This is a genomic window from Prevotella dentasini JCM 15908 (genome assembly GCF_000614065.1).
In the GTDB taxonomy this organism is placed as follows: Bacteria; Bacteroidota; Bacteroidia; order Bacteroidales; family Bacteroidaceae; genus Prevotella; species Prevotella dentasini.
The window spans coordinates 34,080-49,847 of record NZ_BAKG01000008.1; the positions used below are offsets into that span (position 1 = coordinate 34,080).

Annotated in this window: 9 protein-coding genes and 3 pseudogenes; 9 read left to right on the forward strand and 3 right to left on the reverse strand. The window is 49.4% G+C overall.

The features are described 5' to 3' along the window. The first annotated feature begins 125 nt into the window (after nt 1-125). The 3 genes and pseudogenes from JCM15908_RS05305 (at nt 126) to JCM15908_RS05315 (ending at nt 6,247) form a co-directional block, all read left to right on the forward strand. Entirely contained in the window at nt 126-2,918 is a 2,793-nt protein-coding gene (locus tag JCM15908_RS05305) for a response regulator (RefSeq protein WP_234396384.1), read from the forward strand. A 325-nt stretch (nt 2,919-3,243) separates the two neighbouring features. Then, a pseudogene (gene clpB, locus JCM15908_RS12475) lies at nt 3,244-5,831 on the forward strand (ATP-dependent chaperone ClpB). A gap of 65 nt (nt 5,832-5,896) precedes the next feature. Then, nucleotides 5,897-6,247, forward strand: a complete 351-nt coding sequence (locus JCM15908_RS05315) for an MmcQ/YjbR family DNA-binding protein (RefSeq protein ID WP_025002567.1) — start codon at nt 5,897-5,899, stop codon at nt 6,245-6,247. 478 nt (nt 6,248-6,725) lie between these two features. Here JCM15908_RS05315 and JCM15908_RS05320 read toward each other — a convergent pair whose 3' ends face one another. Beyond that, the gene (locus JCM15908_RS05320) at nt 6,726-7,031 is read right to left on the reverse strand and encodes an MGMT family protein (RefSeq protein ID WP_025002568.1); all 306 of its coding nucleotides are present in this window, start codon (nt 7,029-7,031) and stop codon (nt 6,726-6,728) included. Between the two features lie 303 nt (nt 7,032-7,334). Here JCM15908_RS05320 and JCM15908_RS12480 point away from each other — a divergent pair. Continuing rightward, a pseudogene (locus tag JCM15908_RS12480) lies at nt 7,335-7,837 on the forward strand (NimIJ family nitroimidazole resistance protein). A 210-nt stretch (nt 7,838-8,047) separates the two neighbouring features. Here the strand turns inward: JCM15908_RS12480 and JCM15908_RS05330 are convergent. Next, complete coding sequence (locus JCM15908_RS05330; RefSeq protein WP_148295530.1) at nt 8,048-9,529, reverse strand: hypothetical protein; 1,482 nt, start codon at nt 9,527-9,529, stop codon at nt 8,048-8,050. A 284-nt stretch (nt 9,530-9,813) separates the two neighbouring features. Beyond that, entirely contained in the window at nt 9,814-10,392 is a 579-nt protein-coding gene (locus JCM15908_RS05335; RefSeq protein ID WP_025002570.1) for a leucine-rich repeat domain-containing protein, read from the reverse strand. Nucleotides 10,393-11,045: 653 nt separating this feature from the next. On the opposite strand from JCM15908_RS05335, the pseudogene rlmN reads away from it, so the two are divergent. From rlmN to JCM15908_RS05365, 5 genes and pseudogenes are all read left to right on the forward strand, one after another. Beyond that, nucleotides 11,046-12,085, forward strand: a pseudogene (gene rlmN, locus JCM15908_RS12485) (dual-specificity RNA methyltransferase RlmN). Then, a complete protein-coding gene (locus JCM15908_RS14095) occupies nt 12,072-12,692 on the forward strand; it encodes a DUF4837 family protein (RefSeq protein WP_159101311.1) in 621 nt (206 codons plus the stop codon). Before rlmN ends, JCM15908_RS14095 begins: the two are co-directional and overlap by 14 nt. Further along, complete coding sequence (locus JCM15908_RS15370) at nt 12,677-13,015, forward strand: DUF4837 family protein (RefSeq protein WP_051530763.1); 339 nt, start codon at nt 12,677-12,679, stop codon at nt 13,013-13,015. Before JCM15908_RS14095 ends, JCM15908_RS15370 begins: the two co-directional genes overlap by 16 nt. Before the next feature lie 174 nt (nt 13,016-13,189). Beyond that, nucleotides 13,190-14,326, forward strand: coding sequence for a PdxA family dehydrogenase (locus JCM15908_RS05360; protein WP_025002572.1), 1,137 nt, complete (start codon nt 13,190-13,192; stop codon nt 14,324-14,326). Nucleotides 14,327-14,500: 174 nt separating this feature from the next. Beyond that, nucleotides 14,501-15,502, forward strand: a complete 1,002-nt coding sequence (locus JCM15908_RS05365; protein ID WP_025002573.1) for a lysylphosphatidylglycerol synthase transmembrane domain-containing protein — start codon at nt 14,501-14,503, stop codon at nt 15,500-15,502. The last annotated feature ends 266 nt before the right edge of the window (nt 15,503-15,768 follow it).

Here is a 15,768-nt window from a genome sequence, read left to right on the forward strand (position 1 = left end):
ATCATAAAAACCTAACCTTGATGCAACACGATAAAAACGGTTGCAAAACCGTTTTGGAGTTCTCTCATAATCCTTTGAAAAAATATAGGAGTAAAGGTTATCACTTGTTCTTAAGTATCTTAGGAGTGCTTTTTACATTGTCGTCGATGCTTTCTTCTTGCGGAGAGAAGCAATCGGCATCCCCTGCTTATACCGATGCGCAGCGATTGCAGCTTGATACAACTGCCAATCATACCAAGAATGTAGACTCATTGATGCTCTTTGTTATCAAGTACCGAAAGGCAGGCGACCGCTGTCGGGAGATGGCAGCATTGGCTGCACTCGGGCACGGCTACCAGACAGCGAGTCGCTATTCGGATGCTGTAAAGGCGCATCAGCGGCAGCTTGACATTGCCGAACAGCTTGACGACACGCTGATGAAGGCCAGTGCACTGAATGATATCGGTGTGAACTACCGGCGGCTGGGACTCCATTATGACGGCCTTGACTATCACCTGCGTGCCGTGGAAACCAGTCTGCTCTACCCGGACGATGAGATAAGCGAGAAGATGCTCAAATGCCGTGCTATCGGCTACAACGGTGCCGGTAACGTATATCTTTCCATCGGCAACTACGGAAAGGCCGACGAAATGCTGCGCAAGGCACTTGCGGTAGAAACACGGTTGGGCAGCCATTTGGGCATGAATGTAGACCTGTCGAACCTCGGTATTGTTTACGAGCGTCGCGGAATGATAGACTCGGCATGGGTGTACTACAAAGAATCGATGCGGCACAGCGAATTGGCAAACAGCTATACCGGAAAGGCTTACGGATACATGAACTACGGCAGACTGTATGCGTTGAGGGGCGACTATGGAAAAGCTATTGAGGAATATCGCCGGTCTATGGCCCTTGTGCATACTGACCGTGATTTGTGGCTGTGGATGCAGCCTGCCATAGCCCTTGCCGAAGCCTACGTCAACGCACGGATGCCGGACAGCGCGCGGCTACAGCTTGACAGGGCGCAGAAAACGGCAAAGAGCATATCGGCAAGGGAATACCTGCCGAAGATAGACCGCATACGGGCCAAGCTATGCGAGCAGCAGGGAGATTACCAACAGGCTCTCGTGCTCAATCGGAAGGCTGTAGCGCAGGAAGACAGCCTGCTCAATGCCCGTAACCTCTTCGAGATAGAGACCCTTCAAAGCAACATTGCCGACAGACATCGGGCCAAATTAGAGACAGAACGCAGGGAGGAATTGCTACGTGAACGATGGATAGGCCGTATCGCGCTCTTCGGGCTTCTCATCACTTCCATATTACTTGCGCTGCTCCTCTACATCCAGCGCATGCGTCGCCGCAACCACTTGGCGTTGAAGCAAATGTCTGTCTTGCGTGAGAATTTCTTCACCAACATCACGCACGAGTTCCGCACACCTCTCACCGTTATTCTCGGATTGAGCCACGACTTGCAAGTCAATGCCACGGAAGAGGTGCGGGACAAGATGAAGACGATAGAAAGACAGGGGAAGGGATTGCTTGCTCTCATCAATCAGCTATTGGACATCTCCAAGATAAAGTCTTCCGCAGGCAATCCCGACTGGCGCAACGGCAATATTACAATGCATATAAAAATGATAGTGGAGACCTATCGCGACTATGCCCGCAACCGCAATATTGACCTTAATTTTATTGGAAAGGAAGCGGTGGAGATGGATTTCGTGCCCGACTATGTGAACAAAGTGCTGAACAATCTGCTTTCCAACGCTTTCAAATTCACTTCCGAATATGGTGAGATAAGCATATCGGTATGGAGCGAGAACGGGCAGTTGCGCATTGACGTAGCTGACACTGGCGAAGGCATGGACAAGGAAACAGTCTCGCATGTCTTTGAGCCGTTCTATCAGGCAGAAAGCAAGGCAAAATCTATCGGGACAGGCGTCGGGATGGCACTCGTCAAACAGATAATGGACGCTGTAAGTGGACAGATTGCAGTAGAGAGCGAAATAGGCAAAGGTACTACCTTCCACATCAGCGTACCCATTAAATTAAATAAGAATGGTTCAAAGGTCATTATTCAAGACTACGACGCTACGGCTGAGAACACGCCTCTGTTGCTGGAAAGCGAGGCGGTACTTGCCGACAGCGAAGGCGAAGACAATCTATGCCGGCTGCTCATTATCGAGGATAACAGCGACATTGCCGCCTATATCGGCTCGCAGTTTGCCGATGACTACGCCGTCTCCTACGCCATTAACGGAAGAGAAGGACTGGAAAAGGCGCAGGAACTGGTGCCCGATCTCATCATTACCGACTGGATGATGCCCGGTATGGACGGGTTGGAAGTGTGCCGGCAGATACGCAGCAACGATATTATCAACCATATCCCCATCATCGTCGTTACGGCAAAGATTACGGAAGAAGACCGCATACGGGGTATAGAGGCAGGTGCGGATGCCTATCTTGCCAAACCGTTCAATGCCGATGAGCTGCGCATGCGGGTCGAGAAGCTGCTTGATAACAGGCGAATCTTGCGTGAAAAGTTTGCACAGGAGCTGATGGAACAGAAGGAGAGCACCATAGAAGAAACAGACCAGCCGGACGAGTCCGACCTGCGCTTCCTCTCGAAGCTCTCGGCAACCATTTATATGCAGATTAGAAAGAACAAGGATGTTGATGTTTCGCTCGTCGCCTCAGACATGTGTATGAGCAGCCGGCAACTTCACCGCAAGCTGGTTGCCCTTACAGGCTGCACCCCTGTGGCTTATATTCAGCGCGTGAAAATCAGGAAAGCCAAGAAACTGCTTGACGATAATCCACAGATGTCTTTCAATGAGGTGGCAGATCTTTGCGGTTTTGATTTCTATTCAAGTTTTGTCCGCGCCTTCAGGAACGTGTGCGGCATAACACCTACGGAATACAGAAAGCGTGAAAAGTAAGAAAGTCTCCGCCTGATGTGTTCCCATGAATCTGCCTATCTATCTTTATTGTAACGGTATCAATACCGACCAATATCCCCAAGGAGCTGCAAATGAGTTTCTTGGGGATTTTCCAATGTGCTGAAAAAGAACTCCAACACCTTTCGGACAGTCTCCGTACCTGCCCTGAAAACGACAGATTGGCACGCAATTCTGCCAATTTGGCATTGTTTTCTTCATAGGCACATCATTTGACCTTTATCTGACGGAAACATAAAACAAACCCCAATGCTTCCTTGGCTCTGCCGTTAGAGGGCACAAGGAAGAATAGAAAGGAGAACAAACAATGACATTCGACAAATTTACTATCAAGCTCAGGAAGCCATTCAGAGCGCAGTCAGTACGGCACAGCGCAACGGTCAGCAGACCATTGAACCGCTGCACCTGCTTGCAGGTGTGATGGACAAGGGCAAAGACGTAACGAACTACGTCTTCCAGAAGCTCGGAATAAACGGGCAAATCGTCGAGAACGCCATTCAGAGCGAAATCACCCATCTGCCGAAGGTTTCGGGCGGAGAACCTTATTTCTCGTCCGACTCCAATCAGGTGATGCAGCGCACAATGGACATCTCGCAGAAGCTGGGCGACGAGTTCGTCAGCATCGAGCCCCTGCTGCTCGCCCTTCTCAGCGTGAAATCAACTGCCAGCCGTATCCTGAAGGATGCCGGCTGCACCGAAAAGGACATGGCAGCAGCCGTCAACGACCTCCGTCAGGGACAGAAAGTACAGACCCAGAGCGGCGACGAGAACTACCAGTCGCTCTCAAAGTTCGCCCGTAATCTCGTGGAAGATGCCCGGGCAGGAAAACTCGACCCCGTTATCGGACGCGACGACGAGATACGCCGTGTGTTGCAAATCCTCTCCCGACGGACGAAGAACAACCCTATACTGATAGGCGAGCCGGGAACGGGAAAGACTGCCATCGTAGAGGGACTCGCGGGACGCATCGTCCGCGGCGACGTACCCGAGAATCTGAAGGACAAGCAGCTCTATTCGCTCGACATGGGCGCGTTGCTCGCCGGAGCGAAGTACAAGGGCGAGTTTGAGGAACGGCTGAAAAGCGTCATCAAGGAAGTAACGAAGGCCGACGGAAACATCATCCTCTTCATCGACGAGATTCATACCCTCGTCGGGGCAGGCGGTGGCGAGGGGGCGATGGATGCTGCCAATATTCTCAAGCCGGCCTTGGCGCGTGGCGAGCTGCGTGCCATCGGTGCGACGACGCTGAACGAATATCAGAAGTATTTTGAGAAGGACAAGGCACTGGAACGCCGTTTCCAAACCGTCATGGTGGACGAGCCGGACGAACTCGATGCCATCTCCATCCTCCGAGGACTGAAAGAACGCTACGAGAATCACCACAAGGTGCGTATTCAGGACGATGCCTGCATTGCTGCGGTGAAGCTCTCCGAACGTTATATCTCCGACCGTTTCCTCCCCGACAAGGCCATCGACCTCATGGACGAAGCCGCTGCCAAGCTGCGAATGGAGCGCGATTCCGTTCCCGAAGAGCTGGACGAGATAACCCGGCGGCTGAAACAGCTTGAAATAGAGCGCGAGGCCATCAAGCGCGAGAACGACACCGAGAAGATAGCCCAGCTCGACAAGGAAATTGCCGAACTCAAGGAGCAGGAGCGCAGCTACCGTGCCAAATGGGAGGGAGAACGCAGTCTGGTGAACAAAATACAGCAGGACAAGCAGGAGATGGAAAACCTCAAGTACGAGGCCGACCGTGCCGAGCGCGAGGGCAACTACGAGCGCGTTGCCGAGATACGCTACTCGCGGCTGAAGCAGCTCGAAGACGACATCCGGAACATTCAGCAGCAGTTGCTGACCACGCAGGGCGGACAGGCTATGGTGCGCGAGGAGGTAACGGCTGACGACATAGCCGAGGTGGTAAGCCGCTGGACGGGCATCCCCGTAACGCGGATGATGCAGAGCGAGCGCGAGAAGCTGCTCCACTTGGAGGACGAACTTCACAGGCGTGTCATTGGTCAGGACGAGGCCATCTGCGCCGTTGCCGATGCCGTGCGCCGTTCGCGTGCCGGACTGCAAGACCCGAAGAAGCCCATCGCCTCCTTCATCTTCCTCGGTACGACGGGTACGGGCAAGACCGAGCTGGCAAAGGCTCTGGCAGACTATCTCTTCAACGACGAGACCATGATGACCCGTATCGACATGAGCGAGTATCAGGAGAAGTTCAGCGTCAGCCGCCTCATCGGTGCGCCTCCGGGCTACGTCGGCTACGACGAGGGCGGACAGCTGACCGAAGCCGTGCGCCGCAAGCCCTACTCGGTCGTGCTTTTCGACGAGATAGAGAAGGCGCATCCCGATGTCTTCAACATCCTCTTGCAGGTTTTGGACGACGGGCGTCTGACCGACAACAAGGGACGCACGGTGAACTTCAAGAACACTATCATCATTATGACGTCCAACCTCGGCTCGCAGTATATACAGCAGCAGTTCGAGAACCTCAACGAGACGAACCGCGAAGAGGTCATCGGCAGGGCGAGGGACACGGTGATGGACATGCTCAAGAAGGCCATCCGCCCCGAATTCCTCAACCGCATCGACGAGACTATCATGTTCCTGCCGCTGACCAAGGAGCAGATAGGCGGTGTCGTCCGCCTGCAGCTTGACCGGGTAAGGGAGATGCTTGCTCCGCAGGGCTTCGACCTTCAGTGGACCGATCCTGCCGTCGGCTATCTGTCCGAGGTGGGCTACGACCCGGAGTTTGGCGCACGCCCCGTCAAGCGTGCCATTCAGCGATACGTGCTGAACGACCTCAGCAAGTCGCTGCTCTCGGGCACGGTCAACCGCGATAAGCCTGTCATCGTCGACAGCTTCGGCGACGGACTCGTATTCAGAAACTAACGGAGGAGAGCCGTGTCCGCACGGCCGGCTTTTCCCTGAAGCCGTGCATAAATCATCTTTAAGATATGGACATAGAACAAGTCAGAGACTTTGCACTTGCCTTGCCGGGTGCCACGGAGGACATGCCCTACGGACCCGACTGGCTGGTGTTCAGAATAGGAGGAAAGATATTTCTCCATATATGGCTGGAGGCACCCGAGCCGGTTTGTGCGGTCAAGCTGTTGCCCGAGACCGGCACTGCGCTGCGCGAGCAGAACGAAGCCGTCCGTCCGGCCTATCATCTTAACAAGGTTCACTGGAACGACCTCTGCCTTGACCACCTTGGCGACGATTTCGTGCGGGAGCTTATCCTTCAGTCCTATCGGACGGTACGTTCCAAACTGCCAAGGAGGGTAAGGGATTTACTGGAAAAATAGTTTCGGGAGGGCAGCCCGTGGCACTGCCTTGATAAGGACTGTTCACCATCATTCAGCGAAACCACCGCTTTGACCGAGTCAAAGTGGCGGTTTCGTGGTGTCAAAACGGCACTTTCGCAAGTCGAAAGTGCCGCTTTCGTTTTGTCGTCCCAATACCTTGAAGGGCAGAGAGTGAATTTACCCTATATGTTGCACGCCCGTGCCCTGTTGCCGGACTCACGCCTTGTTGCCTCCAAGACGGCTGCAAATATCGGATACGGCGTGTTGTCAGTCCCTCTCTGCCAACGGGGGCGGAGCAGGATTCGTGCGTAGTGCTCCCCTTCTCTCATTGTAAGAGGCGGGGCGATTGGAAAGTTTAGCCGGTTTCGTCTGTATCAGCATCGGGACGGACAGGGGCATGGAAAACAGAAGAACATTCATCGTCTCCTTCCCGAATGGAGGGAATTACGAAGAGAGAAAATGGCAATGGAGACGGGACTTAGAGTTTCCATTGCCACTTTCTTATGTCTACGCAGCCGTTAGCACGGAAGGTGATGCCTTCGGCTTCGAGCAGTCTGCGCTGTTCTGCCCAGTCGGGGGCTGTGCGCCCGGCACTGTTTACTACACGGTGGCAGGGAAGTCCTTCTGCCTCCGTCGCCCCATGCAGCACCCTTCCTACCAGTCGGGAGTGGTTGGGATGTCCCGCGAGCCATGCTATCTGCCCATAAGTCAACACGCGTCCACGGGGAATGGATGCCACAATGCTGTAAACCTCCTGTCTGAAAAGATTTATGTCTACTGCCATGCTCTGCTCTTTTCTGTCAATGTCTTGTCGTCTTGCACATTCGTCTTTCCTCTTCTGACGGTGCAAAGGTAGAAAAATCTTTTTTATTTTACGGGTGATAAGATATGGACTTGCCTTGATTTGGACCAGAAGCCCCGTATATTATACATGCCGTTGTTTTGATTTGAAAACGAAATCGTTCAGAAATAATGGGATAAAGGCGTACGGAACGAAACAAATGTGTTATCTTTGCATGGCCTTCTTCACAAAGTGAAGTGAGAAAAAACACCATACGGGATTCTAAAAACAAACAACAAAGAATATATGCAGTTCAGAGAAATGAGGCGGAAACGCCAGCAACTATCCCAAGAGGAAAGCATCGGCATCCTCCGACGTGCCACCGCAGGCGCACTCGCCCTGCTTGGCGACGACGACTATCCCTATGCGGTGCCCATCAGCTACGTCTACGCTGACGGCAAAATCTACTTCCACAGCGCATTGACAGGCCACAAGGTAGATGCCATACGCCGCCACGGCAAGGCTCTTTCTGCGTCATCGACAAGGACGAGGTTCACGGTGAGGAGTACACTACCTATTTTCGCAGCGTGATAGTCTTCGGCCGCATCCGCATTATTGATGATGCCGACGAGAAGCTATGCACCGCCCGTATGCTCGGCAACAGGTATAACCCCGACGATGAGGAGTCTCTGCAAAAGGAGATAGCCAAAAGCCTTGCGCACATGTCAATGATTTGCCTCGACATAGAGCATCTTACGGGCAAGGAAGCCATTGAGCTGGTGAGAACGAAGGATTACTTTAAAAAGTAGCTGACAACTAAATGTTTACCGCATGGTGGGGAATTAAGAAATAAAATGCACATTCTAAAATCTAATTAAGAATATATTAAACAGCCAATATTGAAGCTTAGTTTGCTAAAATATGGCTGTTTAATATTGAGTTGTTAGAATGTTAATGAAATTGTAGGTTGGATTTTAGAAACAACGTTATGATACTCTTTCTTATATCCATAGGACTATTTATTCCGGTTTATAATTATTATAATCCTTATATTGTATATAGCCTCCTTGAACCAGTTCATTATAAGTCCACCTATATGGCCTTGCAGAGTTGTCTCCATAAGTATGAACAGGGATAAAAGTTTTTGAGGAATGAATAGAAAGATTATTTAAATACAAGTAGTTTTCTATTCTAAATGCTATATTATCACTTGTGTCATATTTGCACGTAGGATAATAGATAGAGGGGACATTATTCGTAGAGGTAGCATCAGGTAAAGTGTTTGGTAGTATTAAAAGATATTTATTAACTTCTTCATATATTTTCACTGTTGAGTCAGCATAAAGAAAGTCCTTAAGATGCGATGTTTTAAGATTCCATGCACGATTTTCTGTGCCCTTCCGCAAAGGGTGAAACCATTCGTTGCAATCATAATTGACTACGCAAATATTATCGTACATATAGGTTTTAAGCGCAGGGTTTCTGATAATTTTATATAAAGGATGTTGTTCAAACTCATAAAGATATCCTGTAGAACCATATGAATTTTCAACACCATATAATTCTCCACTTGCACTTTCTATACATTTTGGTGTTTCTGCAAGATTCCAAACCCCTAAGCATTCACCAATGCTGTTTAATGGTATTCCTTGAATTGGATTAGTTTGGCCGGATGAGTTTGATATAATTTCTCCTGTTAGCTGAACACTGCCAGTCGTAGAAAATTGTAAATCATAGTTTGTTGTATTTGTAGTACTTAAAAAAGATCTAAAAACTTTTGATATACCGAAGTTTATCAAAGCTGATATGCCATCTTTTGCTACACTTCCTGCTATTTTATTCCAAAAATTGGCACTTATATATTTCTTTCCTCCTTTATCGCTTGTAATCCAGTCCTTTGCAGCATCGCCAACCATAGACGCAACACCTTTAATACTTTTAGAATAGGGATTACTCTGTGAAGATGTTACTATTGTTCCTTTAGAGTTTATGTCAAGGCTTCCTTTTTCTTTTATATCAGAGATGTTCATGGCGTATCCATAAATGTCCAAAGTCTCAGACATGCTGTTTGCGTCATAGGATAGTTCTGTCATGAAACAATTCCAGCCAGAGTCAAAACCATGGGTAAGGTTATTTGTAGTGATATTTGATAGCGTAATAGATTGAGGAGAGTCTGGACTGTTTGCTGGCAAAGCAAATTTTCCAGAGAAATTGAATAGTGTCGTATGTTGGGGAATGGATAGTACCCAATAAGCATAATTGTTTTTAAGGGCTTTATCTATATAGACGAACCCTTTCAATATTCCAGAGTATCGATTATATAATAATAGGTAGTTAGAATGTGGGTCAGCTATGTCTTGTATTCTCCTATGTCCTATTATTTGGACAGATGAATAGAGAATTTTCCAACCATCTTCCTCTCTGATATCCTTCCTTATATTTTCCGGTATGGAAGAAGATGAACCAGGTGGGTGCCCAAGGAAGTTGTGTCTTGTAGCCATTGCCCAAGATACATCTTTCGCACTTTTCCAATGGCATATAACCACTAATAGGCATTGTTGTTTTACCCAATTCGGGACCACCTCCATATTTAGGATTGTCCACTACTCCGTAGTCTTCGCATGCATATAACATAGTAAGACTCATTAATACGAATAAAATTTTTTTCATAATTAATAGATATTTAAGTTTTACTTATATCCGTAGTCTTGTTGTTGATTATCAACATAATAGCTTAGTTTTTTCCATTTTTTAGTCTCTTTTACCCACTCTGGAACTATACCTGTTAGCCGATTTCCATGAAGCACTGGCGGACAGCTGGTAACTCATCTTTCCAAATATCAAACGGAAGTTCTGTAATATCATTATTCTCACAATAGAAAATCATATTGGGGTGCAGAATTTCTATAGGAAATCTGCCTGATAAATGATTTCTTGAAAGTTCAATGGAATTAATATGTTGTACATTTTTTAACTCGGTAGGAATCTCACCAGTCAGCTGATTGTCCGACAGGTCTAACTTCTCCAAGGTATTCATTTTTCCTATTTCCTTTGGAATACTACTACTTATATTAGTTTTTGAAATCCAAAGTGTATGCAGTTTCTTGAGTTTCCCAATACTTTTGGGGATTTCACCATACATAGGGCACTGATATATACCTAATAGTTCCAAGTCTGTCAGATTACCAATATCTTTAGGAATAGTGCCCGAAATGTTATTGTCAGTAATCCATAAAATCCTTAGCTTTGTTAATTTTGCTATGTCTTGGGGAAGCTTGCCACTTCCTGAGCCAGAATAAACCAGTTCCTTTACGCGATATTCGTTAGTTTCTTTGTCCAAATCCCAACCAACATGAAGTTCCATGTGCTTGTGTCTGCATTGTTCCATCCGTCTCCATAACTACCTAAGACATCATGTACTTTTGTAATAATCAGGCTGTCAGACTTATTTAGGCGAGGGTGTGGAGGAATGGATGGGCTGATTATTTCATTATCTGAGCATGAAGATAATCCTCCAAGCAGCATTATACAAAAAGATAAAAAAGTCAGACGCACAGGGGAAGGGGAGATGCAATTTCCTTTCGGAAAAACTTTCTTTTTTTTCATAGGCTGCATAATTTAAGAAAATAAATTTAGTAAATCTCGGTCTTTAAGATGGCGTAGATATAATACTTGCGTCATTATTGATAAGACAAAGGTACAAATTATTTTGTAAAATATCAAGTAAAAGATTTTTTTTCTAAAGAAAAGTATAAAAAACTCTGCCTGCCAGATTCTGTTCTGCCGAAATGCAAGGAGTTTCATATCTTTGAGTATTGAGTATAAAAAGGCTTTTATCTAATATAAGGGTTGTTTTTGTCCGCATTATTTTTTGCCTCTATGCTAGAAAGATTATAGACTTGTAATCGGATTACGAGATACTATTATGTGGGGGAGGAGGTGTAAAAATGAGGAGGAAACCACGGGTGTTATGTATTTTTTAGTTATCTTTGCAGCAACAAAGCATTGAGAACGAGAATGGAAGCTGAAAAGAAATCCTTGTTGGGGATGACACTTGGAGAGCTGAAAGAAGTTGCCAAGTCGCTCGGCATGCCTGCCTTCACGGGGGGGCAGATGGCGAAATGGCTCTATGGACAGCATGTGAAGTCGATTGACGAGATGACAAATATCTCGAAAGCTAACCGCGAGAAACTCTCGGCAAGCTATACGGTAGGTTGCAGGGAGGCCATCGACGTACAACGTTCTGTAGACGGAACAATAAAGTATCTTTTCCCAACCGACGACGGAAAGTTTGTGGAGACGGTCTATATTCCCGACGACGACCGTGCCACGCTCTGCGTATCGTCGCAGGTAGCTGCAAGATGAACTGCCTTTTCTGCCAGACGGGTAAGCAGGGCTTTGAGGGAAACCTCAGTGCGGCCGACATTCTCAATCAGATACATTCCCTGCCCGAGTGCGACAAGCTGACAAACATAGTTTTCATGGGGCAGGGCGAACCGATGGACAACCTCGACAACGTGCTCCGTGCAACGGAAATCATGACAGCGCAGTATGGCTATGCTTGGTCGCCCAAGCGCATCACGGTCAGCAGTGTCGGCATAAGGAAGAAGCTGAAGCGTTTTCTTGAAGAGAGCGACTGCCATGTAGCCGTCAGTCTGCACTCTGCCATACCTGAACAGCGTGCGGAACTGATGCCTGCCGAACGGGGAATGGCGATAGCCGAGGTGGTAGAACTGCTGAAGAACTATGATTTCTCGCATCAGCGTCGCCTCTCATTCGAGTATATCGTCTTCGGAGGAGTGAACGATTCGATGACCCATGCCAAGGAAATCGTGAAGCTGCTCAAGGGATTGTATTGCCGTGTCAATCTGATTCGGTTCCACCAGATACCGGACGTGCCGCTGCATGAGGCCGACGAGAAGAAGATGGAGACCTTCCGCGACTACCTGACGGGGCACGGAATCTTCACCACCATACGTGCGAGCCGGGGGCAGGACATCTATGCTGCCTGCGGACTCCTCTCTACGGCGAAGAAAACAGGCGATGTCAGGGCGTAGACCACTTCTCCGGCTGCTGTTGCCGGTTATTGTTGCCCTGACGGCAGCAGCCTGTCGGCAGGGCAATGGACTCCCCGACAGCGGCGGACGGCCCTATGAGGTTCTGTTGGTGGGCGACACTGGTAAAATCATTGATTCGCTTCTGTCAGAGCCTATGTCGGGACTGCCGCAGGACGAACCGCAGATGGACGTGTCGCATACCGGCAAAAGGGGATTGAACGGCATAGCCCGACTGGCACGGAACATCGTGGAAGTGGATGTGAACGCACGGCAGTACAGGACGACCGCCTTGCAGAGCAAGCAGGATGTCTTTGCTTCGCCACAGACTTTTGTCCGCATTACCACACCTTCCATGGAGCATTTGAGACGCTTTTTGGCAAGAAACGGCTATCGGCTGACTAATTTCCTTGTCCGGGCAGAACTGAATAGAATACAGAAGCAGTTGGAACGAAACCATAATGAGGAAGCCATGCAGAAGATACGGAAGACATTCGGCGTTTCGATGCTCGTTCCTGCCGATATGACTTCAAGTAAACGGGAGCAGGACTTCCTTTGGCTATCCAACAATGCCAATACGGGAATGGCAAGTATATGCTCTATACTATAAATAAGGAGAAGAATTTCCGGCAGCAGCGCGACAGCGTGATGCAGCGGAACATTCCCGGAGAACGGGCCGGAATGTACGTCTCGACAGCGATAGTGGAGCGGGAAGAGGTCAGGCCCGGATTGTCCACCACTTACCGTGGCTTGTGGGAGATGCGGAACGATGTCATGGGTGGGCCGTTCGTAGCCTATCTGCCCACGAAACTTGCCAAGGGCAACCGCCAGTTGGTTGTTGAGGCTTTCCTGTTCGCTCCCGGGAGCAAGAAGCGGAACCTCCTCCGACGGCTGGAAGCGGCCCTCTACACCATTCAAAAGCCCAACATGTAGGAAATGGATAGGTTCCGTCCGTCATTCTGAAACGGCAGTGGAGGACTATCGGATAATATTCTTCCGATTGGCAAAGGGCTGGGAAAGAGGTTCTTATACCGGCAGTCTTTAACATTGATAAGATATTAAACAAATAGGACAGGTCTCTGTCCATTCAACATAAACTCAACAACAATGAACGAAAATAGAAAAATCCGCGTAGCCATCACACACGGCGATACCAACGGCATAGGATATGAACTCATCTTCAAGACTTTTGCCGAGCCGGAGATGCTCGAGCTTTGCACACCTATAATATATGGCTCGCCCAAAGTTGCGACCTATCACCGCAACGCGCTCGGCATAGAAGCCAATTTTACCATTGTGGCGGATGCGTCGGAGGTGAAGGACGGACGGGTGAACTTCCTGCCCGTGTTCGACGAGGAAATAAAGGTAGAACTCGGACAGCCTACCGAGGAATCGGGTACGGCAGGACTGAAAGCCATCGACCGTGCCTTGGCCGACTATCGTGAGGGAGCCTACGACGTCTTGGTTACAGCTCCGATGGACAACAACGAGCAGTTTCATTTCAGCGGGCAGAGCCGTTACATAGAAGACCATCTTGAGGTTGAGGAGCAGGGACTGTCGCTATTGGTCAACGAGCGGATGCGCGTAGCACTCGCAACGCGCAATTTGCCGCTGAAGCAGGTGGCAGAATCTGTCACGGCAGAGAGCGTCAGGCAGAAAGCCACTACGCTCTTCAACGCACTGCGCCGCGATTTCCGCATATCCAATCCACGTATAGCCGTGCTTGCCCTCAATCCGAAGGCAGGCGATAACGGTCTGTTGGGTTCTGAAGAGCAGGAAGTCATTCTCCCTGCCATAGAAGAATTGTCGGAGAATGGCGTTCAGGCGTTCGGCCCGTATGCCGCAGACAAGTTCTTCGGCGACTTCTCCGTAGAGCAGTTTGACGGAGTCTTGGCAATGTATTACGACCAAGGCCTTACACCGTTCCGTTCGTTCTCTTGCAACGACGGTGTCAACTATCTGGCAGGACTTCCCCTTGTCCGCACCGCCCCGGAACTTTCCGCAGGATACGACATAGCCGGAAAGGGCATTGCAGACGAGCAGCCCCTCCGCCATGCTATCTATCTTGCCATTGACATATTCCGCCACCGGGAAGAATATGACGAGCCGATGGACAATCCGCTGCCCAAGCTTTATAAGGAGAAACGGGACGAAAGCGACAAGGTGCGTTTCGCCATACCCAAGCGCAGAGACGACCGCACACCGCGCAACAATCACCGTGAGGAGCAGAAGAGCGGAGAATAGAATTGCCGCGCGGACTTCTCCGCACGCAGAAACTACGTAACTGTAGGGACAGATGCTCCCGTCTGTCTGCTTCCATTTATCGGGTCTGTCGGATAAGCGGGGGCATCCGTCTCTGCGGAAGATACATTTTCAATGACACTTTCCCGTTTCCGGGACTGCTATCGGGATATTGCTATGGACAAGAAGTATCAGAACGCCTTTTTTATCTTCGGTATTGTCGTGCTCGTGGTCATGGTTACGCAGCTCGACTTTGCCGAGGTGTGGCAGGGACTGCAGCATGCCGGCTACTGGTTCTTTGCCGTTGTCGCGCTTTGGGCGTTCCTTTACATTTTCAATACGGCTTCATGGTATATCATTATCCGCAGTCAGGAAAAGGCGGAGGGGGCAGTACGTGTGAGGATACCGTTCTGGTGGCTCTACAAGATTTCCGTGTCGGGCTTTGCGCTCAATTATGCCACTCCCGGCGGACTGATGGGCGGAGAGCCTTACCGCATCATGGAGCTTGCTCCGCGGATAGGCACGGAGCGAGCCGCCTCGTCGGTATTGCTCTTCGTGATGACACACATATTCAGCCATTTTTGGTTCTGGTTGCTTTCGTGTGCGCTTTTTGTTCTCACGCGTCCCGTAAATCTGCTGATGGGCACGCTGTTGTCGCTGGTCGGAACTTTCTGTCTGGCAGCGATATGGTTCTTTCTTTCGGGCTACAGAAAGGGACTTGCCGTCCGTGCGATGAACCTTCTGCGCCACATTCCCGGCGTAAGGAGATGGGCACGGGGATACATTGAGGCCCATTCCGGGCAATTGGGAAAGATAGACCAGCAGATAGCTGCCCTGCACAACCAAACCCCTAAGACTTTCGTGCTGGTTGTCCTGAGCGAGCTGCTCTGCCGTATCTGCAGCGCGTTGGAAGTGTTCTTCATCCTGTTGGTGTTGTTTCCAAGTGTCAACTATATTGATTGTATTCTTGTCATAGCCTTTACGACGCTCTTTGCCAATATGCTTTTTTTCATGCCCTTGCAGCTGGGCGGCCGGGAGGGAGGTTTCCTGATGTCGGTTTCGGCTTTGGGGCTGACTGCGAGTGCCGGCATCTTCGTCGCACTCATTGTCCGCATCCGCGAGCTGATATGGACTGCCATCGGCTTGCTGCTGATAAAGTTGGAGAAGCGACACAGTTAAAGTAGGCTTTCCTGTGTATCCCCGTTCGTCGTTTGCAGAGTTGGGGGAAAGTTCCGTTGCCATGCCTGCGGGTAGGATCAGGCAAGTCGGAAGAAGCCGGAACGCATATAGCATAACGGGGAGAATATATCCGTTTAGTCCCTAAAAGTCTTTAGAGAAATCAGGAAGCGGGATGCCGTAGATAACCTCTTTGGCCGGAGTTTATTACCACCGCTTGGTAATTGAATTACCATCGGTTGGTAATCCGATTACCATCGGTTGGTAAT